The organism is Pseudoduganella aquatica (assembly GCF_020865585.1).
GTDB lineage: Bacteria > Pseudomonadota > Gammaproteobacteria > Burkholderiales > Burkholderiaceae_D > Rugamonas > Rugamonas aquatica_A.
This window is the reverse complement of record NZ_CP086370.1, coordinates 4,471,598-4,493,330: the sequence shown is the minus strand read 5'-3', so window position 1 is coordinate 4,493,330 and position 21,733 is coordinate 4,471,598. Positions and strand designations below refer to the sequence as shown.

Here is a 21,733-nt window from a genome sequence, read left to right as displayed (position 1 = left end):
GCGGTCCCGGTGCCTCAGGCCGATTCGGAGAACAGGTCTTTGGGCTGCGGCGGCTGCGATAGCAGCACGGCCGTTTCGGCCATGGCCTTGAAGATGGACTGGGTCAGCATGGCGGTCTGCACCCGGGTGGGGTTGTTGTATTCTTCGCGCACCGGCGCCAGTTCGCGCATCAGGTGGCAGCGCACCAGCGCCAGGCCGTTGCGGCTGACGATGGCGGCCAGTTCCGGCAGCATGTCGCGCATGAACTGCATGGTGGCGTTCTGGTTGGCGCCGATCTCGAGCACCACGCCGTCGCCGGCCGGCTCCATCTGCACCAGCACCTTGCCCATGCCTTCAATAAACAGTTCCAGCCGTATCGCCACGCGCGCGCGGCGGCGGCGGGGCTCGTCTGGCTGGCCAGGGTCGCGCGAGACCACGCGCAGCACCAGTTTCTCGGCGCCCCAGGCGTAGACGGCGAAACGCCACGACTCCATTTCGCTCAGCATCATGGGCGCGGCGCGGCCGTCGCGCATGGCCGACTGGCCCTGCTCGGCCATGAACAGGCCGGACGGCAGATGGCGCCCGCGCGCCTGCTCCATCAGCGCGGCGCGTTGTTCGCCGTAGGTGCGTACCATGATGGCCCAGGACATGGCCATGGTGGTGGCGTCCGGCTGCTGCCAGACCAGCTGGCGCGACATTTGCAATTGATCGGGGCGCAGCGCCGCCGGCTCGGCCATATTGGCCGCCTGCGCCTGCGCCGCATTGGCGAGCGACTTCAGGCCCTGCTGGACCAGTACCGCCTCCTGCGCGTCGGCCACGCCGTTCAGCGCCTGGGACAGGCCGGGCGGCAGCGAGAAGCTGGCTTCCTCGCCGGGCACATGGGCCACCGGCGGGATAGGCGGGGCCTGGCCAGGCTGTTCGCGCATCACCCGCTCGGGGATGTTGAGCGAGGAGCTGATCGGTGTAAGTCGGTCTATTGCCATAAAGCAATCTTATCTTGCGCTTAAACGAAAAAAGCCAACCGGAAGTCCGGTTGGCTCTTGTACTCCCGAGCGCGTCAGCGCCCTGGAAGCCCTTGCTATTATTGCAGCAGGGACAGAACCAGCGAGGACTGGCTGTTGCTTTGTTTCAGCATTGCGGTACCAGCTTGCAGCAGCATCTGGTTCGAGGTCATTGCCGCGGATTCGGAAGCGAAGTCCACGTCCATGATACGGCCGCTTGCGTTTTTGGTGTTGGTCGATACGTTCGACAGGTTGTTGTACACGTGGTCCAGACGGTTCGAAGCAGCACCCAGGGCGGAACGGGTTTTTGCCACGGAGTCGATCGCGGTTTTCAGCGTGTCGATGTTGGTGTTGGCGGCGGTTGCGGTAGCAACTTCGCTGCCGGCGGTGGCGGTAGCGGTGCCGTCGGACTTGTAGTTGGCGGCGGCGGCGACGATGTCTGCGTGCATCTGGGTCAGCGAGTTGTCGCCGGCAGCGGTCAGGTCGACGTCCATCGTTTCGCCTTTGGACGAACCGATCTGGAAGGTCACTTTGGCGTTGAATTTCGAGTCGGCCTTGGTGCTCAGCAGGGTGGTGCCGCCGAACGAGGTGTTCGACAGGATGTTGCTCAGTTCCATGGTCAGTGCGTCGTACTCGGACTGCATCGCGGTGCGGTCGTCGTCGGTGGAGGAGCCGTCGGCCGACTGGGTGGCCAGATCCTTCATACGAACCAGAATGTTGGTGGTCTCGTCCAGCGCGCCTTCGGCGGTCTGCATCATCGAGATCGAATTCTGGGTGTTGCGCATTGCAACAGCCATACCGCTCGTTTGCGCTTTCAGACGGGTGGCGATCTGCAGGCCAGCAGCGTCATCCATTGCCGAGTTGATGCGGTAGCCGGTGCTCAGGCGAGTCATCGACGTCGACAGGCTGTTCTGCGTACGGGTGATCGAGTTTTGAGCGGACAGCGCCGCGTTGTTAGTGTGAAGACTCAGCATGAATAACTCCTGATAGGTGGGTTCGATTCTAGAGCAGCGTTGCTTTGTTTGCGCTCTCCCAAGTACAAGACGACCGTTTCAGCCCGGGCATTAAATGCTTTTGAGAAATTTGTGAAAATTATTTGTTTTTCCTATGATCGGACAGCTGACCGCCCCTGATTATGTTCCTAAAAGCACAACAGCGCAGTCCCTGGGGCGCTGCGCTGTTGTTTATTTTACATATTCGGATAGTTCGGACCGCCGCCGCCTTCCGGCGTGATCCAGACGATATTCTGGGTCGGATCCTTGATATCGCAGGTCTTGCAGTGCACGCAGTTCTGCGCATTGATCTGCAGGCGGTCCTGGCCTTCGTCGGTCTTGACGAATTCATACACCCCGGCCGGGCAGTAGCGCGCCTCCGGTCCGGCGTACTTGGCCAGGTTCACGTCCACCGGCACGCTGGCGTTCTTCAGCGTCAGGTGGACCGGCTGGTCTTCCGCGTGGTTGGTGTTCGAGATGAACACCGAGGACAGGCGGTCGAAGGTCAGCTTGCCGTCCGGCTTGGGGTAGACGATAGGCTGGAAGTTCGCGGCCGGCTTCAGGCATTCATGGTCGGCATGGCTATGGTGCAAGGTCCACGGCGCCTTGCCGCGGAAGATGAGCTGGTCGATGCCGGTCATCAGCGAACCCAGATACAGGCCTTTTTTCAGCCACGGCTTCACATTGCGCGCCACGTGCAGCTCTTCATGCAGCCAGGACTGCTCGAAGGCGGCAGGGTAGGCGGCCAGTTCGTCGTGCTGGCGGCCCGCGCCCAGGGCGTCGAAGGCCGCTTGCGCGGCCAGCATGCCGGACTTGATGGCGGCGTGCGAACCCTTGATGCGGCTCATGTTCAGGAAGCCGGCGTCGCAGCCGATCAGCGCGCCGCCCGGGAAAGTCAGCTTGGGCAGCGATTGCAGGCCGCCGGCCGTGATGGCGCGCGCGCCGTAGGAAATGCGCTTGCCGCCTTCGAAGAAGCTGCGGATGGCCGGATGGGTCTTGTAGCGCTGGAATTCCTCGTACGGCGACAGGTAGGGATTCTCATAGTCCAGTCCGACCACATAGCCCACCATGACCTGGTTGTTTTCCAGGTGGTACAGGAAGGAGCCGCCGTAGGTCTTGCTGTCCAGCGGCCAGCCGGTGGTGTGGATCACCAGGCCGGGCTGGTGCTTGGCCGGATCGATTTCCCACAGTTCCTTGATGCCGATGCCGTAGGACTGCGGATCCTTGCCCTTGTTCAGGTCGTACTTGGCCATCAGCTGCTTGCCCAGGTGGCCGCGCGCGCCTTCGGCGAACAGCGTGTACTTGCCGTGCAGTTCCATGCCCAGCTGGAAGTCCGGACCGGCTTCGCCGTCGCGCTTGACGCCCATATTGCCGGTGGCAATGCCTTTGACGGAGCCGTCGTCGTTGTACAGCACTTCGGCGGCGGCGAAGCCGGGGAAGATTTCGACGCCCAGCGCCTCGGCCTGCTGGCCCAGCCAGCGCACCACATTGCCCAGCGAGATGACGTAGTTGCCATGGTTTTCGAAGCAGGCCGGCAGCGCGAAATTGGGCGTCTTGTAGGCTTTCTTCTCGGTCAGGAACAGCACGCGGTCTTCGGTGACTTCGGTATTCAGCGGCGCGCCCAGTTCTTTCCAGTTCGGGATCAGTTCGGTCAGCGCCTTCGGGTCCATCACGGCGCCCGACAGGATGTGCGCGCCCAGCTCGCCGCCTTTTTCCAGCACCACCACGGACACTTCCTGGTTCTTCTCCGCCGCCAGTTGCTTGATCTTGATGGCGGCCGACAGGCCGGCCGGGCCGCCGCCGACGATGACGACGTCATACTCCATCGCATCGCGCGGGCCGTACTGCTCTACCAGATTGTTAGCTTGGGTCATGTTTTATACTTTTATAAGAATGAGGTGAAAAATTAGCACGAGTGTGCTTCTTTCTCGCCAGTTTAGCAATATGGGCGCCATTTTGCGTGACAATCTTAGACGCCGCAATCTAATACTGGCATTTTGTGTAATCATTACGGACATGCTATCAACCGAAACAGGAGCAGCGCCGTGGGCATAGAAGTGAACTTTGAAGGAAAAATCGCGCTGGTGACCGGTGCCTCGAGCGGACTCGGCGCCCGCTTCGCCAAAGTGCTGGCGCAGGCCGGCGCGCAGGTGGTGCTGGCCTCGCGCCGCATTGAGCGCCTGAAGGAGCTGCGCGCCGAGATCGAGGCGGACGGCGGCGCGGCCCACGTGGTGGCACTGGACGTGACCGATTACGCCAGCATCAAGTCGGCCATCGCGCACGCGGAGACCGAGGCGGGGCAGATCGACATCCTGGTGAACAATTCCGGTGTCTCCACCACACAACGCCTGGTCGACGTCACGCCGGAGGATTACTCCTTCGTCATGGACACCAATCTGCGCGGCGCCTTCTTCGTGGCGCAGGAAACGGCCAAGCGCATGATCGCGCGCGCCAAGGGCGACCCGAAAAAACAGCACCGCATTATCAATATCGCCTCGGTGGCGGGGCTGCGCGTGCTGCCCCAGATCGGCGTGTACTGCATGAGCAAGGCCGGCGTGGTGCAGATGACCAAGGCCATGGCGGTGGAGTGGGGCAAGTACGGCATCAACACCAACGCCATCTGCCCCGGCTATATCTCGACCGAGATCAACGAGGATTATTTCGCCAGCGAGCAGGGCCGCAAGCTGATCGACATGCTGCCGCGCCGCCGCCCCGGCAAGCCGGAAGACCTGGACGGCCTGCTGCTGCTGCTGGCCGGCGAGGATTCGCACTTTATCAACGGCGCCGTGATTTCCGCCGACGACGGCATGACGGCGATGTGAAAAAAGCGGCCAAGGCCGCTTTTTCTACAACTGCACGCCCACCAGCTTGTGCACCAGCTCCGAGGAGGTGGCCGCTTCGAATTTGCGCATCAGCCTGGCGCGGTGCATTTCCACCGTGCGCGGGCTGAGGTCGATCTGGCGCGCGATGACCTTGCTGGTCTTGCCTTCCACCAGCAGGGCGGCGATTTCGCGCTCGCGCGGCGTCAGTTCCGCCGTCACCGGCCGCTTTTCGCTCACATCCTCAAAGGTCCAGATGCCCGCGCCCAGCGGCTCTTTCGCCTTCAGCGCGTGGCCGCTCACATGGCACCAGAACAGCTCGCCGCTCGCGCGGCGCATGATGCGCTCGTCCGAATAGCGGCCCTTGGCGTTCATGATGGGGATGATGCGGTCGCCGGTGCGCAGGAACTCGTCGGCCGAAGGGTAGAGCTGGCAGAAGGACTTGCCCACCAGGTCCGCGCGCGCGTAGCCGAACATGGCGGCCAGCGCCTCGTTGCAGGACTGGATGGTGCGGTTCTCCGAGATGCACATTCCCACCGGCGCATGCAGGAAGATGGTTTCGTAGTCGATTGCGAGTGGTGCGTTCATCGTTGCGGGCCGGTAGTTCTACGGTATTGTGGAAACACTAGGCGTATTCTATGCTGATACCCCATGTGAACAACAGTGCAAGCTTATCAAAACATAAGGGAGATGTATGAATAAAGTTTATCCCGATGCCGCCGCCGCCCTGGCTGGCATTGTGCAAGATGGGCAAACCATTGCCGTCGGCGGCTTTGGCCTGTGCGGTATCCCGGAGGCGCTGATCGCCGCGCTGCGCGACAGCGGCGCCAAGCAGCTGACCGCGATCTCGAACAACGCCGGCGTGGACGGCTTCGGCCTGGGCCAGCTGCTGGAAACCCGCCAAATCCGCAAGATGATCGCCTCTTACGTGGGCGAGAACAAGGAATTCGCGCGCCAGTACCTGGCCGGCGAACTGGAGCTGGAATTCACGCCGCAGGGCACGCTGGCTGAAAAGCTGCGCGCAGGCGGCGCCGGCATCCCGGCCTTCTTCACCAAGACCGGCGTGGGCACCATCGTGGCCGACGGCAAGGAGACCCGCGAATTCGACGGCGAGCAGTACGTGATGGAACGTTCGCTGGTGGCCGACGTGTCGCTGGTCAAAGCATGGAAGGCCGACAAGGCCGGCAACCTGGTGTTCCGCAAGACGGCGCGCAACTTCAACCCCAACGTGGCCGCCGCCGGCAAGATTACTGTCGTGGAAGTCGAGCAGCTGGTGGAGATAGGCGAGATCGATCCGGACGAAGTGCATACGCCGGGTATTTTCGTGCACCGCATCGTGGTCAACGCGGCGCCGGAAAAACGCATCGAACAGCGCACCGTGCGCGCCAACTGAGGAGACGGACATGGCATGGACTCGTGATGAAATGGCCGCCCGCGCGGCCAAGGAACTGCAAGACGGTTTCTATGTAAACCTGGGCATCGGACTGCCCACGCTGGTGGCCAACTATGTGCCCTCGGATATCGAAGTGTATCTGCAGTCGGAAAACGGCCTGCTCGGCATCGGCCCCTTCCCGACCGAAGACGAAATCGACGCCGACCTGATCAACGCCGGCAAGCAGACCGTGACGGCGCTGCCCGGTTCGGCCTACTTCAGCTCGGCCGATTCCTTCGGCATGATTCGCGGCGGCAAGATCAACCTGGCTATCCTGGGCGCGATGCAGGTGTCCGAGCATGGCGACCTGGCCAACTGGATGATACCGGGCAAAATGGTCAAGGGCATGGGCGGCGCCATGGACCTGGTGGCCGGCGTGAAAAAAGTGGTGGTGCTGATGGAGCACGTGGCCACCGCCAAGGACGGCAGCACCTCGCACAAGCTGCTGAAGAAATGCGACCTGCCGCTGACCGGCGTGGGCGTGGTGGACCTGGTGATCACCGACCTGGGCGTCATGGAAGTGACGCCGTCCGGCCTGAAAGTGACCGAACTGGCGCCCGGCGTGACGAAAGAGCAGATCGCCGCCGCCACCGGCACCGAGCTGGACTTCGCGCTGTAATCCGGCGCAGTCCGCCCGGAAAGCACGCTGCGGCGTGCTTTTTTTACGCCCGCGCCGGCAAAGCGTGGCTGCGCCGCCACGCCGGCGAGGCGGGCAGGGCGTGGGCCAATCAACAAGCTGATTCTTTTGGCAATGTGCGCCGCGCGCCGTTGACCTTGCCAAGACGACAAATCGATACTTGGTGCTCCTATAAAAATTAACAAACGGAGACACCATGAATATGTTGAAACACCCTGCGGCCGGGCTGGCCGTGCTGTTGCTGGCTGCCGGCTGCGGCGGCAGCGATCCCGTGGCGGAACAAGGCCAGGCCAAGTCGGCCCTGCGCATGGGGCAGGCCGGCCCCGCCGCGCTGGCCGAAGCAAGCAGCTTCGGCCTCACGTCGGACGCCAACTTCTACACCATCGACACCGGCGCCGGCCTGGTGTTCAAGATCCGCCGCCTGGACAACGGCGTCAGCACGCAGTCGGCCGGCGACATCGCGTCCATGATCTACAACGGCGTGCAGTACCAGGACCAGTCGCGCGGCAGCCAGGTCAATTCGGGCTTCGACTACCTGTACACCGGCGCGTCCGCCGTCAGCGTGAACGCCGAGGCGGTCGGCAGCGAGACCATCAAGGTCACGGTGGTGGCCGGCAACTTGACGCACTATTACATCGTGCAGAAGGGCGTCAACAACATCTACATGGGCACCTACTTCACCAGCGAGCCCAACACGCTGAACCTGGCGCGCTTCATCCTGCGCGTGCCGATAGGTGCGCTGCCCAACGGTCCGGTGCCGTCCGACCTGCGCGGCACCACCACCACGGTGGAGTCGGGCGACGTGTTCGGCCTGCCGAACGGGCAGACCCGTTCCAAGCACTACTCCAATATGCGGCTCAAGGACTGGCAGTACATCGGCGCCACCAGCGCCACGGCCGGGCTGTGGGTGGTGCGGGACAACAACGAAGGCAATTCCGGCGGCCCGTTCTACCGCAGCCTGCTGAACCAGGCCACCGCCACCAACCAGGAGCTGACCTATATCGTCAACTACGGCGAGGCGCAGACCGAGGCGCTGCGCACCAATATCCTGAACAGCTACACCCTGGTGTTCAACGACGGCAGCGCGCCGGCTGCCGTCGACACGTCCTTCTTCAGCGGCCTGGGCCTGACCGGCTATGTCGGTCCTGCGGGGCGCGGCCGTGTGGCCGGCGTGGGCATCACCGGGCGCGATCCGGGCTATGAATACACGGTGGGTTTCGCCAACGCCACCGCGCAGTATTGGGCCAAGGCGGACGCCGCCACCGGCCACTTCGACAGCGCAGGCATGCTGCCCGGCACTTACACGATGAAGGTCTACAAGAACGAATACGCGGTGGACACGCGCAGCGTGACGGTGGCGGCCGGCGGCACGGTGGCGCTGAACACCATCGCCATCGCGGGCGACCCGAGCGCGGCGGCGCCCCTGTGGCGCATCGGCGACTGGGACGGCACGCCGGCCGAGTTCGTCAACGGCGACAAGGTCACCACCATGCACCCGTCCGACGTGCGCATGGCGTCCTGGACGCCGGCCGACTACCAGGTGGGTACCTCCAACGCGGCCACCGGCTTCCCGGCCTACCAGTGGAAGGACGTGAACGGCACGCTGACCATCAGGTTCAACCTGACCAAGAGCCAGATCGCCGACTATCAGCTGCGCCTGGGCATCACCGCCGCTTTCGCCGGCGGCCGGCCCAAGCCGCAGATCAACGGCTGGATCCCGGCCAACCCGGCCGCGTCCACGCAGCCGTCCACGCGCACGCTGACGGTGGGCACCTATCGCGGCAACAACACCATGTACACCTTCAGCGTGCCGGCGTCGGAACTGCAGGTGGGCCAGAACGTGCTGACGCTGACGGCCATCAGCGGCTCCAGCGGCGTCACCTACCTGAGCCCCGGCTACGCCTACGACGCCGTGGACATGATTAAACAATGAAGGGAATGAATGTGAAAAAAATCCTGCAATGCGTGCTGGCCCCGGCCGGCGCCGCCATGCTGCTGTCCTGCGCGCTGCCTGGCGCGGCGGCCGCCGCCGTGATCGCCACGCTGGGCAGCGGCACGGCCGTGAAAACGGTCACCAACGCCGCCCATTTCGAGCTCAACACCGCCATGGCCAGCGGCTATGTCGAGGATGGCCTGCTGTTCAGCTACACCGGATCGTCCGGCAACAACGGCTGCGGCTACGCGGGCGTGGACTGCTACGACGCGCCGTCCGACCTCAGCCCTGCCTTCAGCGGCAACTACATGGCCTCGTCCGGCAACAACGCCTACATCAGCATCCGCCTGGCGAGCGGGCTGGACTTCTACAAGGTGGAGTTCGCGGCCGACAGCAGCTATCTGAACCTGAACGGCTACTGGAAGACCTTCAACGACGGCGTGCAGACGGCGGCGGGCAATTTCAGCCAGCCGCACGGCGCGGTGCTGGGCCTGGCGGACGCGGCCGGCTTCGACGAGGTGCGCTACTACGCTTTTTCCACCGCGAACAAGCAGAGCGGCTTCAGCGGCAGCGCGATCGATGAGGTGAGGGTGGGGGTGCCGGAACCGGCGTCGGGACTGCTGATGGCCGTGGGCCTGTGGGGACTGGCGGCGGTGCGCAGGAGGCGCACCGCCGGGAGGAACTAAGGCTTAGGCTGCCTTGGCGGCGGCCGGGGCAGTGACGGTGGCCGGCTCGTCATTGATTGGCGACGGGTTGGCCAGCTCGCGGTGCATGGTTGCCACGTCCAGCTCGTTTTCCCACTTCGACACCACCACGGCGGCCACGCCGTTGCCGATGAAGTTGGTCAGCGCGCGGGCTTCGCTCATGAAGCGGTCTATGCCCAGGATCAGCGCCATGCCCGCCACCGGGATGGTCGGCACCACGGCCAAGGTGGCGGCCAGCGTGATGAAGCCGGCGCCGGTGATGCCGGACGCGCCTTTCGAGGTCAGCATCGCCACCGCCAGGATGGTCAGTTCCTGGCCCAAGGTCAGGTCGGTATTGGTCGCTTGCGCCACGAACAGGGCCGCCATGGTCATGTAGATATTGGTGCCGTCCAGGTTGAAGGAGTAGCCGGTAGGGACCACCAGGCCCACCACGGGCTTGGCGCAGCCCAGTTTTTCCAGCTTGCGCATCAGCGAGGGCAGGGCGCTTTCCGACGAGCTGGTGCCCAGCACGATCAGCAGTTCTTCCTTGATGTAGTTGATGAAGCGGCCGATCGAGAAACCGGTGAACTTGGCGATCGAGCCCAGCACGATGAAGATGAACAGGAAGCAGGTCAGGTAGAAGGAACCCATCAGCTTGGCCAGCGGCAGCAGCGAGTCGATGCCGTATTTGCCGATGGTGAAGGCCATGGCGCCGAACGCGCCCAGCGGGGCCAGCTTCATGACGATGTTGACGATGCCGAAGATGGCGTGCGCCAGTTCATCGATCAGTTTGGCCAGCGGACGGCCTTTTTCGCCCAGCAGCGACAGCGAGAAGCCGAACAGCACGGAAATCAAGAGCACCTGCAGGATGTCGCCCTTGGCGAAGGCGTCGATCACCGTGTTCGGGATGATGTTCATCACGAAGTCGATGGTGGACTGGTGCTTGGCTTTTTCGGTGAACTGCGCGATGGCCTTGGTGTCCAGCGTGGCCGGATCGACGTTGAAGCCGGCGCCCGGACGCAGGATGTTGGCCACGAACAGGCCGATCACCAGCGCGAAGGTGGACACCACCTCGAAGTACAGCAGGGCCTTGCCGCCGACGCGGCCGATTTTCTTCACGTCCTGCATGCCGGCGATGCCGGACACCACGGTGCAGAAGATCACCGGGGCAATGATCATCTTGATCAGCTTGATGAAGCCGTCGCCGAGCGGCTTCATGGCGACGGCGTCGCCGGGCAGGTAAATGCCCAGCAGCACGCCGCACAGAATGGCAAACAAGACCTGTACATACAGGACTTTGTAGAATGGTTTTTTCATGATCGTTCTCCCTAAAGGCTCTCCAAGTGGAGCGATCATGCTGGAAACCTTATATTGCAGCTATTGTGGGCTTCCCCATTGCGGTTAACCACAATGCGGCTATCCACAATAGCGGACGGCGCCGCCGCCGCTTAGGGCAAGCTTATTGCGCCACCCAGCCGCCGTCCATATTCCAGGCCACGCCGCGCACCTGCTTGGCCGCGTCCGAGCACAGGAACACGGCCAGCGCGCCCAGTTCCTCGGGCGTGACGAACTCGCCGGAAGGCTGCTTGTCGGCCAGCAGCGCGCGCTTGGCTTCGTCGTTGCTCAGGCCGTCCTTGACGGCGCGCGCGTCCACCTGTTTCTGCACCAGCGGGGTCAGCACGAAGCCGGGGCAGATGGCGTTGGCGGTCACGCCGGTCTGCGCGGTTTCCAGCGCGGTCACCTTGGTCAGGCCCACCAGGCCGTGCTTGGCGGCCACATAGGCCGATTTGCCGGCCGAGCCCACCAGGCCGTGCGCCGACGCCAGGTTGATGATGCGGCCCCAGTTCTGTGCGCGCATATGCGGCAGCGCCAGGCGCGAGGTGTGGAAGGCCGAGGTCAGGTTGATGGCGATGATGGAGTCCCATTTCTCAACCGGGAAGTCTTCCACATTGGCCACGTGCTGGATGCCGGCGTTGTTGACCAGCACGTCGATGCCGCCGAACTTGTCGGCCGCGAAGGCGAACAGCGCCTCGATTTCGCCGGCTTTCGACATGTCGGCGTTGTGGTAGGCGGTCTGCACACCGAATTCGCGCGCCGTGGCCGCCTGCAGCTGGGCGATTTCGGCGGCGTCGCCAAAGCCGTTGAAGACGATGTTGGCGCCCTCGGCCGCCAGCGCGCGGGCCATGCCCAGGCCGATGCCGGAGGTGGAACCGGTGACGAGTGCGGTCTTGCCGCGGAGTAGGGTGCTGGCCATAGTGATCCTTCTAGAGAGAGACAGGTTGTCGGATGGGAAATGCGTACGCTACACTTCTTCAAGATTTTAAGCGCAACGCCGGGTAAAATGTCGTAGTTGAAAAAAAGGAATCAGCATGATCGAGCCAAAAATAAAGTCTGTACAGTGCATTTCTCCCAGCGGCTTGCACCAGATGTCCTACAAGGAATGGGGCGACGAGGACAATCCCGACGTGCTGCTGTGCGTGCACGGCGTGACCCGCGTGGGCGACGATTTCGACAATATGGCGCGTGCGCTGGCCGGCGACTACCGCGTGGTGGCGCCGGACGTGGTGGGCCGCGGCCGCTCCGGCCGCCTGCGCAACCCCGAGCTGTACCGCCTGCCGCAATACGTGGCCGACATGGTGACCCTGGTGGCGCGCGTGACCGCGCGCGGCCCGCGCAGCACGGTGGACTGGTTCGGCACCTCGATGGGCGGCCTGATCGGCATGGGCCTGGCTTCGCTGCCGGACAGCCCGATCAGCAAGCTGGTGCTCAACGACATCGGCCCGGTGCTGGACCCGGACGCCTTGCAGCGCATCGGCGACTACATCGGCCAGCACCTGCGCTTCCCCACTTTTGAACAGGGCGCCCAGTTCGTGCGCGACGTGTCGGCGCCGTTCGGTGAACACACGGACGAGGAATGGCACAAGCTGGCCGCCGATGTTTTGCGCCAGGACAATGACGGCCAGTGGGTGCGCCACTATGATATGGGGCTGGCCCAGCCGTTCCGCTCGGCCACGCCGGAGTCGGCGCGCGCCGACGAGGCCATGCTGTGGGCCGCGTATGATGCGATCCGCTGCCCGACCCTGCTGGTGCGCGGCGCCAATTCGGACCTGCTGTCGCCCGCGACGGCTTTAAGCATGACGCAGCGCGGGCCAAAAGCCACGCTGGTGGAGATACCGGACGTCGGTCACGCTCCCACCTTCCTGCATGACGACCAGATCGCCATCGCCAGGAAATTTTTACTTGACCTATAAACCTTTAGAAAGAAATAGTATGGAAATCACCCGCCTGCACGTTGGCAAACGCCTGTCCGAAGCCGCCATCCACAATGGCACCGTCTACCTGGCCGGCCAGATTGCCGATGATCCCAGCAAGGACATCACCGGCCAGACCCAGGAAGTGCTGGCCGCCGTCGACCGCCTGCTGGCCGAAGCCGGCAGCGACAAGACCTGCATCCTGAGCACCGCCATCTACATCAAGGACATGGCCCTGTTCCCGGCCATGAACGAAGTGTGGGACAGCTGGGTAGCCCAGGGCCACACCCCGCCGCGCGCCACCGTGGAAGCCAAGCTGGCCAACCCGGCCTGCCTGGTGGAAGTCGTGGTCGTGGCAGCGCAGCGTTAATTGAAATGCCGCCGTCCCCGCGCTCGCGGGGATGGCATGATTCAACAAAGTAAGAGGTAACATGGTTTCTATCGCAGCGCTGAACAGCGCAACGTCGGACCAATTGGTCCAGGGCCTGTCTGCCGAAGACGGCGCGCGGGTGCTGGCCGCGCTGGACATGGCAAGCGCAGCGTATGGCGACAAGACCTGCAGCAGCGGCCAGGGTGCGTTCGAGTTCGCCGTGGGCGTGGCGAGCACGCTGGCCTTCCTGCGCATCGACGCGGAAACCCGCATCGCCGGCCTGATGTTCGAGGCGACCCTGCTCGACCCGGCCCAGGCCCCCCATATCGAACCCAAATTCGGCCCCGCCGTGGCGGAGCTGGTCAGCGGCGTGCGCCAGCTGATACGCCTGCGCGAGCTGACCCAGAGCCAGCCCGCCAGCGCCCCCGGACGCGGCCGCAACGCCGCCCAGCAGGCCGTGGCGCAGGTGGAAACGCTGCGCAAGATGCTGCTGGCCATGGCCAGCGACATGCGCGTGGTGCTGGTGCGTCTGGCCTCCTGCGTGACCACCTTGCGCTACTTCGCCGAGATCAAGCGCTTCGACGACATGACGCGCGACTACGGCCGCGAAACGCTGGACCTGTACGCGCCGCTGGCCAACCGGCTCGGCATCTGGCAGCTGAAGTGGGAACTGGAAGACTTGTCCTTCCGCTTCATCGAGCCGGAAACCTATAAGCGCATCGCCAAGATGCTGGAAGAAAAGCGCATGATGCGCGAGGGCTTCGTCACGTCCTCCATCACGCGCCTGCAGAACGAACTGACCAGCGCCGGCATTTCGGCCGAAGTGTTCGGCCGGCCCAAGCACATCTACTCCATCTGGAGCAAGATGCGCGGCAAGGAGCTGGACTTCACCGAGCTGTACGACGTGCGCGCCTTCCGCGTCATCGTGGCCGACGTGAAGACCTGCTACACGGTGCTGGGCGTGGTGCACAATATCTGGACCCCGATCCCGAAGGAATTCGACGACTACATCTCGCGGCCCAAGCCGAACGGCTACCGCTCGCTGCACACGGTGGTGACGGCCGACGACGGCCGCCCGCTGGAAGTGCAGATCCGTACCCAGGAAATGCACAACTTCGCCGAGTACGGCGTGGCCGCGCACTGGCGCTACAAGGAGGAGGGCGGCTCCAACTTCCAGGGCCAGAAGTACGACGAGAAAATCGCCTGGCTGCGCCAACTGCTGGCCTGGAAATCCGACGTGGCCGACACCGTGGTGGGCCAGGAGGAAGTGCAGCGCGAGTGGGTGGAAAAGCTCAAGTCCGCGTCGCTGGACGACCGCATCTTCGTGCTCACGCCCCAGGCGCGGGTGCTGGAACTGCCGGTGGGCGCCACGCCGATCGACTTCGCCTACCACCTGCACAGCGACGTGGGCCACCGCTGCCGCGGCGCGCGCGTGGACGGCGTGATGGTGCCGCTGAACACGCCGCTGAAAAACGGCCAGACCTGCGAGATCATCACCGCCAAGGGCGCGCCCGGCACTGCGGGGCCGTCGCGCGACTGGCTCAATCCGGAATACACGGTGGCCACCCGCACGCGCTCCAAGATACGCGCCTGGTTCCACGCCATCGACCAGCAGGAGACCTTGTCCCACGGCCGCACGCTGGTGGAAAAGTCGCTGCAGCGCGAAGGCAAGACGGCGGTCAACCTGGAGGCGCTGGCGAACAAGCTGGGCTTCGCCAAGGTGGACGACCTGTTCATCTCGGTGGGCAAGGAGGAATTCAGCCTGCGCCACGTGGAGCAGGCGCTGCACGACACGGGCGAGCCGGTGGAGGTCGAGGATGCCGTCGTGCTCGGCAAGAGCCGCGCGTCCAGCGTGGAGCAGGGCGCCAAGTCGGGCGTGCTGGTGGTGGGCACGGACGGGCTGATGACGCAGCTGGCCAAGTGCTGCAAGCCGGCGCCGCCGGACAGCATCGTCGGCTTCGTCACGCGCGGCAAGGGCGTGTCCATCCACCGCGCCACGTGCAAGAACTTCGCCGAGATGCGCGCCAAGGCGCCGGAGCGGGTGATCGTCACCGAGTGGGGGCGCGCCGTCAACGAGACCGTGTACCCGGTCGGCATCTTCGTGCTGGCGGGCGACCGCCAGGGCCTGCTGCGCGATATTTCCGAGATCTTCTCGCGTGAAAAGCTCAACGTGATCGGCGTGAACACGCAGAGCGCTAAAGGGCAGGCGCGCATGACTTTTACCGCCGAAATTGGCTCCACGGCGCAGCTGCAAAAAGCCTTGTCGGCGATTGCGGAAGTGAGCGGCGTGCTGGAAGCGCGCCGGTCCTGACGCAATGGCGGGTTACGGCGCTGCGCGCCTAACCCGCCCTACGATGCTCCGCTATACGCGTAGCGCGGGTTAGCACGCAGTGCGTAACCCGCCGTCAAGGCGCCAGCTCGGCCTGCAGGGTGACGTGGTCGATCCCGTGCCGCGCCAGCAGCACGGCCTTGATGTCGGCCAGGATGGCGGGCCAGGCCTGCAGGTCCCGCACTTCAATGTGCCCGATCAGCGCAGGATGGCCCGGCGACATCGACCACACGTGCAGATCGTGCACCGAGACCACGCCCGCCACCTGCTCCAGGTCGGCGCCCACCTGCGGATAATCGATCTGCTCCGGCACGCCCTCCATCAGGTGGTGGTAGGACTCGCGCAATATCGCCACCGTCGACTTCAATATCAGCAGCGACACCAGTATCGACAGCAGCGGGTCGATCTGCATCCAGCCCGTGTACCAGATCACGGCGCCGGCGATCAGCGCCGCGACCGAGCCGAGCAAATCGCCCATCACGTGCACCAGCGCGGCGCGCGTATTCATGCTTTTCGTATCGTGCGACAGCACCCACGCCACCACCACGTTGACGGCCAGGCCGATGGCCGCCACCACCATCACCATGCCGCCCCGCACCTGCTGCGGCGCGCTGAAACGCTGCACCGCCTCGAACACGATCCAGCCCACCACGCCCAGCATCAGCAGGCCGTTGACGAAGGCGGCCAGCGCCTCGGCGCGGCCAAAGCCGAAGGAGTAGCGCGCCGACGGCGGCCGCTTGGCGATCAGCTGCGCCAGCAGGGCCAGGCCCAGGGCGGCGGCGTCGGTCACCATATGGCCCGCGTCCGAGATCAGCGCGAGGGAATTGGCGAGGAAGCCGGACACCGCCTCCACGCCGGCAAAGCCCAGCGTCAGCGCCACCGCCCAGCCCAGCACTGTCAGGCTGCGGTCGCCCACATAGTGTTTATGCTGGGCGTCGCCGTCGTGGTGGGCGTGCAGATGGGTGGTGTCGGTATTGGTGTGCATGGATTATTTATAGGTGCCGCAAGTGATGACGTAGGAACCCACCTGGCGGAACCAGGCCGACTTGGCCTGCAGCTGCCGCGTCAGCGGGTGTACCCATTTATAGTCGACCGGACCTTGCTGGCCTTTGCTGGCTTTGTCCAGGATCTCGCGCACGAACAGCTTGTCGTCTTCGTCGCGGTAGTCGAGCACGTTGATGCCCGCCAAACGCGGAATCGCGCCGTGCGCCATTACCTTACCATGCCTGTCGTAAATAACAATATACAGGTCGCGGTGGATGAAGCGGCCTTTGGGATTGCTGATCTCGAAGAAGGTCTTGTCGGCGCCTTCGTCGGCCAGGTAGGCGGCGGTCTTGTTGATGAGGGAAATGGCTTCGTCGGGCGTGCCGTGTTCGGCGGCGCCTGCGCTCAGGCTGAACAGCGCCGCCGCGAGGAGAGTTGACAACTGTTTCATGTTCTTGGTGTTCTGTATAACGACTGAATATAGCATAGTGGGCTAGAGCAATGTTTTCACATTTGCCCCTTGCGGAGTCGATTTCCACTCTCTATAATGCTGGTCTTCGGGCGGTTAGTTCAGCTGGTTAGAATACTTGGTCGACATCCAAGGGGTCGGGGATTCGAATTCCTCACCGCCCACCAGAACATGTAGTAAGATTTGTTTTCGCAGTAAAGCAGTACGAGCAGTAGCAAAGGGCGGTTAGTTCAGCTGGTTAGAATACTTGGTCGACATCCAAGGGGTCGGGGATTCGAATTCCTCACCGCCCACCACCAACACTATGTAAGAGCGAGAAAGGCAATCCGGTTATGACACCGCGAACTACTACCACGGTTAGTAAGTAACGCTAGTCTCCGGCTTTCTTTTGCTATCACATTGAGAAAAACGCGGCTAGCCCGCGTTTTTTTTCGTCCGCATTTTCCTATACTTCTGTTTTATCTATTTTCCGGCTTCCGCCGACTGGAGAGCATGATGGTTGCAGTCCGACTTCCCGATGGTTCCGTTCGTCAATTCGACGCCCCAGTGACCGTGGCCCAGGTGGCCAGCAATATTTCCACCAGCCTGGGCAAGGCCGCGCTGGCCGGCAAGGTGGGCGGCAAGGTCGTCGACACGTCCTTCCTGATCGAAAAAGATTCCGACGTCGCCATCGTCACCGACCGCGACGCCGAAGGTCTGGACGTGATCCGCCACTCCACCGCCCACTTGCTGGCCTACGCCGTCAAGGAACTGTTCCCGGACGCGCAGGTCACCATCGGCCCGGTGATTGAAAACGGCTTCTATTACGACTTCTCGTACAAGCGCCCGTTCACCCCGGACGACCTGGTCGCCATCGAAAAGAAAATGGCCGAGCTGGCCAAGAAGGACGAGCCGGTCACCCGCAAGGTGCTGCCGCGCGACGAGGCCGTGGCCTACTTCAAGTCCATCAACGAGCACTACAAGGCCGAGATCATCTCCTCCATCCCTGCGGACCAGGATGTGTCGCTGTACTCGGAAGGCAATTTCACCGACCTGTGCCGCGGCCCGCACGTGCCGTCGACCGGCAAGCTGAAAGTATTCAAGCTGATGAAGCTGGCCGGCGCCTACTGGCGCGGCGACTCGAAGAACGAGATGCTGCAGCGCGTCTACGGCACCGCCTGGACCAAGAAGGAAGACCAGGAGCAGTACCTGTTCCAGCTGGAAGAGGCGGAAAAGCGCGACCACCGCAAGCTGGGCAAGCAGCTGGACTTCTTCCACTTCCAGGACGAGGCGCCGGGCCTGGTGTTCTGGCATCCTAAGGGCTGGACCATCTGGCAGCAGGTTGAGCAGTACATGCGCAACAAATACCAGGTGAACGGCTACCAGGAAGTGAAGGCGCCGCAGATCCTGGACTCCAGCCTGTGGGGCAAGACCGGCCACTGGGACAACTACCGCGAAAACATGTTCGTGACGGAATCTGAAAACCGTTCCTACGCGCTCAAGCCGATGAACTGCCCGGGCCACGTGCAGATCTTCAACAGCAATATGCGCTCCTACCGCGACCTGCCGCTGCGCTACGGCGAGTTCGGCCAGTGCCACCGCAACGAGCCGTCCGGCGCGCTGCACGGCATCATGCGCGTGCGCGGCTTCACCCAGGACGACGGCCACATCTTCTGCACCGAAGAGCAGATCGAGCCGGAAGTGGTGTCCTTCCACACCCAGGCCATGGAAGTGTATTCCGACTTCCACTTCGACAATATCGAAGTCAAGCTGGCGCTGCGCCCTGAAAACCGCATCGGCACCGACGAGGTGTGGGACGAGGCGGAAGAGGCGCTGCGCTCCGGCCTGCGCGCCTGCGGCGTGACCTGGACCGAGCTGCCGGGCGAGGGCGCCTTCTACGGCCCGAAAATCGAATACCACCTGAAGGATTCGCTGGGCCGCCCATGGCAGGTCGGCACCATGCAGGTCGACTTCTTCATGCCGCAGCGCCTGGGCGCCGAATACGTGGCGGCCGACAACTCGCGCCAGGTGCCGGTCATGCTGCACCGCGCGATCGTGGGTTCGATGGAGCGCTTCATCGGCATCCTGATCGAGAACTACGCCGGCGCGCTGCCGATGTGGCTGGCGCCGGTGCAAGTGTCGGTGCTGAACATCTCCGACGCGCAGGCCGATTACGTCAACGATGTGGCCGCAAAGCTGCGTAAACAGGGCTTCCGCGTGCAGACCGATTTGCGCAACGAGAAGATTACGTATAAAATACGCGAACATTCCGTCCAAAAACTGCCTTACATTCTGGTTGTGGGCGACAAGGAACGGGATGCCAATACTGTGGCCGTGCGGGCGCGTGGCAATGTCGATCTGGGCGTAATGACCCTCGACGCACTGGTAGAGCGGCTCCAGCAGGACGTCGCCGCCAAAGCCTGATTCTGGGGAAACCCACATACCGGCCATTCATCGAATTTTTAAAGGAAACTACAATAGCTACTGACAAGTCGCATCGCATCAATGGCGAAATCACCGCTCCCGAAATGCGTCTGAGCGGGGTTGACAACGAACCGCTCGGTATCGTGAGCCTGGCCGAGGCCTTCCGCATGGCGGAAGAACTGAACGTTGACCTGGTGGAGATCGCCCCTACGGCGGTCCCTCCGGTGTGCCGTTTGATGGACTACGGCAAGTTCAAGTATTCGGAGCAGAAGAAAGCCCACGAAGCGAAGCTGAAGCAGAAGATCATCGCCGTGAAGGAAGTCAAATTCCGTCCGGGGACCGATGACGGCGATTACAATATCAAGCTGCGCAACCTCATCAAGTTCCTCGATGAAGGCGACAAGACCAAGATCACGCTGCGTTTCCGCGGCCGTGAGATGGCGCACCAGGATATTGGTTTCCGCATGCTGGAACGTCTGAAGGCCGACCTGGAGCCGTATGGCCAGGTCGAGCAGTTCCCGAAGATGGAAGGCCGCCAGATGATCATGATCCTGGCCCCGAAAAAGAAGAAATAAGAAGAATTTGCGGAATCTGATATATAATCACGTTCCGCAAAATGTAGTGGCCGTTGCAAGGCTGGCCGCTGCATCAACAAGTGAAAGCAGGCCTCTAAGCGCAGCGTAGTGCTGCCACCTGCAATCCTGTTAATTTGGAGCTGCCCGTAAGAGGGCAGATGTGTTATGCCAAAAATGAAGACCAAAAGCTCCGCGAAAAAGCGTTTTCGCGTGCGTCCAGGTGGTACTGTGAAATCGGGTATGGCTTTCAAGCGCCACATCCTGACCAAGAAAACCACCAAAAACAAGCGTCAGCTGCGTGGTACCCGTAACGTCAACGCGTCGGATGTAACGTCCGTGATGCGTATGATGCCTACCGCTTAATCTCACACTCATTTAAGGAGCTAATATGCCTCGAGTAAAACGTGGGGTTACTGCGCGTGCCCGTCATAAAAAAGTACTGAACCTGGCCAAGGGTTACCGTGGTCGCCGTAGCAAGGTATACCGTATTGCCAAGCAAGCAGTTATGCGCGCTGGCCAGTACGCTTACCGCGATCGCCGTAACAAGAAGCGCGTCTTCCGCCGCCTGTGGATCGCCCGTATCAACGCCGCTTCCCGTGAGCATGGCGTGACGTACAGCGTGTTCATGAACGGTCTGAAGAAGGCGAACATCGAGCTGGACCGTAAGGTTCTGGCCGATATGGCTGTGATGGACAAGCCGGCCTTCGCCGCGATTGTCAACACCGTCAAAGCACAAATCGCTGCCTAATATCAGCGTTTGATGCGTAGCGCTGCTTCCGGCAGCGCATGAGAGCGGGGCAAGGTGTGAACCTGTGCCCCGTTTTTAATTTCCAAGACAGGAATATTGCATGAACTCCCTGGAAGAACTGGTTGTCTCGGCACGTGCTGACTTTATCGCCGCCGCGGACGCCGCCGCACTTGAAAACGCCAAAGCCAAGTATCTGGGCAAGACCGGCCAGATCACCGAATTGATGAAGGGCCTGGGCAAGCTCGACCCCGACGCGAAAAAAGCGCAGGGCGCGCTGATCAATGCCGCCAAAGTGCAGATCGAGGCCGCGCTCACCGCGCGCCGCGACGCCATGGCCGAAGCCCAGCTGCAAGCCCGCCTGAACGCGGAAGAAATCGACGTCACTTTGCCAGGCCGCGGCCGCGCCGGCGGTGGCCTGCATCCTGTCATGCGCACCTGGGAGCGCGTGGAGGAAATCTTCCGCTCTATCGGCTTCGACGTGGCCGGCGGCCCCGAGATCGAAACCGACTGGACCAACTTCACCGCACTGAACAGCCCGGAAAACCATCCGGCCCGCTCGATGCAGGACACCTTCTACGTGGACGGCAACGACAGCACCGGCAAGCCGCTGCTGCTGCGCACCCACACCAGCCCGATGCAGGTGCGCTACGCGCGCAGCCACACGCCGCCGATCAAGGTGATCGCGCCGGGCCGCACCTACCGCGTCGACAGCGACGCCACCCACTCGCCGATGTTCCACCAGGTCGAAGGCCTGTGGATCGCCGAGGACATCAGCTTCGCCGACCTGAAGGGCGTGTACCTGAACTTCGTCAAGGCCTTCTTCGAGACCGACGACCTGCAGGTGCGCTTCCGTCCCTCGTATTTCCCGTTTACCGAACCGTCGGCCGAGATCGACATCGCCTTCGGCAGCGGTCCATTGAAGGGCCGCTGGCTGGAAGTGTCCGGCTCCGGCCAGGTGCACCCGTCGGTGGTGCGCAACTTCGGCCTCGATCCCGAGCGCTACATCGGTTTCGCGTTCGGCTCCGGCCTCGAGCGCCTGACCATGCTGCGTTACGGCATCAACGACCTGCGCCTGTTCTACGAAGGCGACCTGCGTTTCCTGAAACAGTTCAACTGAGGCACCACGAA

General features: G+C 62.9%; 21 protein-coding genes and 2 tRNA genes. 15 read left to right on the top strand and 8 right to left on the bottom strand.

Going from position 1 to position 21,733, the window contains the following annotated elements:
• Positions 1-14 precede the first annotated feature (14 nt).
• The 3 genes from KT882_RS19995 to KT882_RS19985 all read right to left on the bottom strand — a co-directional run bounded on the left by KT882_RS19995 (position 15) and on the right by KT882_RS19985 (position 3,846).
• Positions 15-962, bottom strand: a complete 948-nt coding sequence (locus KT882_RS19995; RefSeq protein WP_187358857.1) for a hypothetical protein — start codon at positions 960-962, stop codon at positions 15-17.
• Between the two features lie 98 nt (positions 963-1,060).
• Positions 1,061-1,954 (bottom strand): flagellin N-terminal helical domain-containing protein, encoded by an 894-nt coding sequence (locus KT882_RS19990; protein WP_161075021.1) that lies wholly within the window; start codon positions 1,952-1,954, stop codon positions 1,061-1,063.
• Between the two features lie 215 nt (positions 1,955-2,169).
• Entirely contained in the window at positions 2,170-3,846 is a 1,677-nt protein-coding gene (locus tag KT882_RS19985; protein ID WP_187358858.1) for an electron transfer flavoprotein-ubiquinone oxidoreductase, read from the bottom strand.
• 171 nt (positions 3,847-4,017) lie between these two features.
• Here KT882_RS19985 and KT882_RS19980 point away from each other — a divergent pair, with 171 nt between their 5' ends.
• Positions 4,018-4,794, top strand: a complete 777-nt coding sequence (locus tag KT882_RS19980) for an SDR family oxidoreductase (RefSeq protein ID WP_161075022.1) — start codon at positions 4,018-4,020, stop codon at positions 4,792-4,794.
• Positions 4,795-4,818: 24 nt separating this feature from the next.
• On the opposite strand, the gene KT882_RS19975 is transcribed toward KT882_RS19980, so the two are convergent.
• Positions 4,819-5,379, bottom strand: coding sequence for a LuxR C-terminal-related transcriptional regulator (locus KT882_RS19975; RefSeq protein ID WP_161075023.1), 561 nt, complete (start codon positions 5,377-5,379; stop codon positions 4,819-4,821).
• Positions 5,380-5,485: 106 nt separating this feature from the next.
• On the opposite strand from KT882_RS19975, the gene KT882_RS19970 reads away from it, so the two are divergent.
• From KT882_RS19970 to KT882_RS19955, 4 genes are all read left to right on the top strand, one after another.
• Positions 5,486-6,184 (top strand): CoA transferase subunit A, encoded by a 699-nt coding sequence (locus tag KT882_RS19970; protein ID WP_228893130.1) that lies wholly within the window; start codon positions 5,486-5,488, stop codon positions 6,182-6,184.
• A gap of 10 nt (positions 6,185-6,194) precedes the next feature.
• Positions 6,195-6,842, top strand: a complete 648-nt coding sequence (locus KT882_RS19965) for a CoA transferase subunit B (RefSeq protein WP_161075025.1) — start codon at positions 6,195-6,197, stop codon at positions 6,840-6,842.
• 214 nt (positions 6,843-7,056) lie between these two features.
• Positions 7,057-8,793 (top strand): rhamnogalacturonan lyase B N-terminal domain-containing protein, encoded by a 1,737-nt coding sequence (locus tag KT882_RS19960; protein WP_228893129.1) that lies wholly within the window; start codon positions 7,057-7,059, stop codon positions 8,791-8,793.
• Positions 8,790-9,479 (top strand): PEP-CTERM sorting domain-containing protein, encoded by a 690-nt coding sequence (locus tag KT882_RS19955; protein ID WP_228893128.1) that lies wholly within the window; start codon positions 8,790-8,792, stop codon positions 9,477-9,479. The genes KT882_RS19960 and KT882_RS19955 overlap by 4 nt, the downstream gene beginning before the upstream one ends.
• A gap of 3 nt (positions 9,480-9,482) precedes the next feature.
• Here KT882_RS19955 and KT882_RS19950 read toward each other — a convergent pair whose 3' ends face one another.
• Complete coding sequence (locus tag KT882_RS19950) at positions 9,483-10,796, bottom strand: dicarboxylate/amino acid:cation symporter (protein WP_321170369.1); 1,314 nt, start codon at positions 10,794-10,796, stop codon at positions 9,483-9,485.
• Positions 10,797-10,935: 139 nt separating this feature from the next.
• Positions 10,936-11,730, bottom strand: a complete 795-nt coding sequence (locus KT882_RS19945) for a 3-hydroxybutyrate dehydrogenase (protein ID WP_228893127.1) — start codon at positions 11,728-11,730, stop codon at positions 10,936-10,938.
• Positions 11,731-11,845: 115 nt separating this feature from the next.
• On the opposite strand from KT882_RS19945, the gene KT882_RS19940 reads away from it, so the two are divergent.
• The 3 genes from KT882_RS19940 to KT882_RS19930 all read left to right on the top strand — a co-directional run bounded on the left by KT882_RS19940 (position 11,846) and on the right by KT882_RS19930 (position 15,408).
• Entirely contained in the window at positions 11,846-12,727 is an 882-nt protein-coding gene (locus KT882_RS19940) for an alpha/beta fold hydrolase (RefSeq protein ID WP_228893126.1), read from the top strand.
• 19 nt (positions 12,728-12,746) lie between these two features.
• Positions 12,747-13,097, top strand: a complete 351-nt coding sequence (locus KT882_RS19935; RefSeq protein WP_161075031.1) for a RidA family protein — start codon at positions 12,747-12,749, stop codon at positions 13,095-13,097.
• A 61-nt stretch (positions 13,098-13,158) separates the two neighbouring features.
• The gene (locus tag KT882_RS19930) at positions 13,159-15,408 is read left to right on the top strand and encodes a RelA/SpoT family protein (RefSeq protein WP_161075032.1); all 2,250 of its coding nucleotides are present in this window, start codon (positions 13,159-13,161) and stop codon (positions 15,406-15,408) included.
• 94 nt (positions 15,409-15,502) lie between these two features.
• On the opposite strand, the gene KT882_RS19925 is transcribed toward KT882_RS19930, so the two are convergent.
• Complete coding sequence (locus tag KT882_RS19925; RefSeq protein ID WP_161075033.1) at positions 15,503-16,411, bottom strand: cation diffusion facilitator family transporter; 909 nt, start codon at positions 16,409-16,411, stop codon at positions 15,503-15,505.
• A gap of 3 nt (positions 16,412-16,414) precedes the next feature.
• Complete coding sequence (locus KT882_RS19920) at positions 16,415-16,861, bottom strand: cache domain-containing protein (RefSeq protein ID WP_161075034.1); 447 nt, start codon at positions 16,859-16,861, stop codon at positions 16,415-16,417.
• A 108-nt stretch (positions 16,862-16,969) separates the two neighbouring features.
• On the opposite strand from KT882_RS19920, the gene KT882_RS19915 reads away from it, so the two are divergent.
• The 7 genes from KT882_RS19915 (at position 16,970) to pheS (ending at position 21,722) form a co-directional block, all read left to right on the top strand.
• A tRNA-Val gene (locus KT882_RS19915) sits at positions 16,970-17,046 on the top strand.
• A 52-nt stretch (positions 17,047-17,098) separates the two neighbouring features.
• Positions 17,099-17,175: transfer RNA gene (locus tag KT882_RS19910), tRNA-Val, on the top strand.
• 199 nt (positions 17,176-17,374) lie between these two features.
• The gene (gene thrS / locus KT882_RS19905; protein WP_161075049.1) at positions 17,375-19,282 is read left to right on the top strand and encodes a threonine--tRNA ligase; all 1,908 of its coding nucleotides are present in this window, start codon (positions 17,375-17,377) and stop codon (positions 19,280-19,282) included.
• A 29-nt stretch (positions 19,283-19,311) separates the two neighbouring features.
• Positions 19,312-19,857, top strand: a complete 546-nt coding sequence (infC, locus tag KT882_RS19900) for a translation initiation factor IF-3 (RefSeq protein ID WP_267478653.1) — start codon at positions 19,312-19,314, stop codon at positions 19,855-19,857.
• A gap of 165 nt (positions 19,858-20,022) precedes the next feature.
• A complete protein-coding gene (gene rpmI / locus KT882_RS19895; protein WP_161075035.1) occupies positions 20,023-20,220 on the top strand; it encodes a 50S ribosomal protein L35 in 198 nt (65 codons plus the stop codon).
• Between the two features lie 25 nt (positions 20,221-20,245).
• Entirely contained in the window at positions 20,246-20,605 is a 360-nt protein-coding gene (rplT, locus tag KT882_RS19890; RefSeq protein ID WP_028833836.1) for a 50S ribosomal protein L20, read from the top strand.
• A 100-nt stretch (positions 20,606-20,705) separates the two neighbouring features.
• The gene (gene pheS / locus KT882_RS19885) at positions 20,706-21,722 is read left to right on the top strand and encodes a phenylalanine--tRNA ligase subunit alpha (RefSeq protein ID WP_161075036.1); all 1,017 of its coding nucleotides are present in this window, start codon (positions 20,706-20,708) and stop codon (positions 21,720-21,722) included.
• The last annotated feature ends 11 nt before the right edge of the window (positions 21,723-21,733 follow it).

What these genes read in the sequence shown, in the direction of transcription:
- KT882_RS19940 (WP_228893126.1), top strand. Translation starts at nt 11,846, where the DNA reads ATGATCGAGCCAAAAATAAAGTCTGTACAGTGCATTTCTCCCAGCGGC.
- KT882_RS19925 (WP_161075033.1), bottom strand. Translation starts at nt 16,411, where the DNA reads ATGCACACCAATACCGACACCACCCATCTGCACGCCCACCACGACGGC.
- rpmI (WP_161075035.1), top strand. Translation starts at nt 20,023, where the DNA reads ATGCCAAAAATGAAGACCAAAAGCTCCGCGAAAAAGCGTTTTCGCGTG.
- KT882_RS19920 (WP_161075034.1), bottom strand. Translation starts at nt 16,861, where the DNA reads ATGAAACAGTTGTCAACTCTCCTCGCGGCGGCGCTGTTCAGCCTGAGC.
- KT882_RS19945 (WP_228893127.1), bottom strand. Translation starts at nt 11,730, where the DNA reads ATGGCCAGCACCCTACTCCGCGGCAAGACCGCACTCGTCACCGGTTCC.
- KT882_RS19930 (WP_161075032.1), top strand. Translation starts at nt 13,159, where the DNA reads ATGGTTTCTATCGCAGCGCTGAACAGCGCAACGTCGGACCAATTGGTC.
- KT882_RS19955 (WP_228893128.1), top strand. Translation starts at nt 8,790, where the DNA reads ATGAAGGGAATGAATGTGAAAAAAATCCTGCAATGCGTGCTGGCCCCG.
- KT882_RS19985 (WP_187358858.1), bottom strand. Translation starts at nt 3,846, where the DNA reads ATGACCCAAGCTAACAATCTGGTAGAGCAGTACGGCCCGCGCGATGCG.
- KT882_RS19970 (WP_228893130.1), top strand. Translation starts at nt 5,486, where the DNA reads ATGAATAAAGTTTATCCCGATGCCGCCGCCGCCCTGGCTGGCATTGTG.
- KT882_RS19935 (WP_161075031.1), top strand. Translation starts at nt 12,747, where the DNA reads ATGGAAATCACCCGCCTGCACGTTGGCAAACGCCTGTCCGAAGCCGCC.
- KT882_RS19990 (WP_161075021.1), bottom strand. Translation starts at nt 1,954, where the DNA reads ATGCTGAGTCTTCACACTAACAACGCGGCGCTGTCCGCTCAAAACTCG.
- KT882_RS19995 (WP_187358857.1), bottom strand. Translation starts at nt 962, where the DNA reads ATGGCAATAGACCGACTTACACCGATCAGCTCCTCGCTCAACATCCCC.
- KT882_RS19965 (WP_161075025.1), top strand. Translation starts at nt 6,195, where the DNA reads ATGGCATGGACTCGTGATGAAATGGCCGCCCGCGCGGCCAAGGAACTG.
- KT882_RS19960 (WP_228893129.1), top strand. Translation starts at nt 7,057, where the DNA reads ATGAATATGTTGAAACACCCTGCGGCCGGGCTGGCCGTGCTGTTGCTG.
- rplT (WP_028833836.1), top strand. Translation starts at nt 20,246, where the DNA reads ATGCCTCGAGTAAAACGTGGGGTTACTGCGCGTGCCCGTCATAAAAAA.
- KT882_RS19975 (WP_161075023.1), bottom strand. Translation starts at nt 5,379, where the DNA reads ATGAACGCACCACTCGCAATCGACTACGAAACCATCTTCCTGCATGCG.
- thrS (WP_161075049.1), top strand. Translation starts at nt 17,375, where the DNA reads ATGGTTGCAGTCCGACTTCCCGATGGTTCCGTTCGTCAATTCGACGCC.
- pheS (WP_161075036.1), top strand. Translation starts at nt 20,706, where the DNA reads ATGAACTCCCTGGAAGAACTGGTTGTCTCGGCACGTGCTGACTTTATC.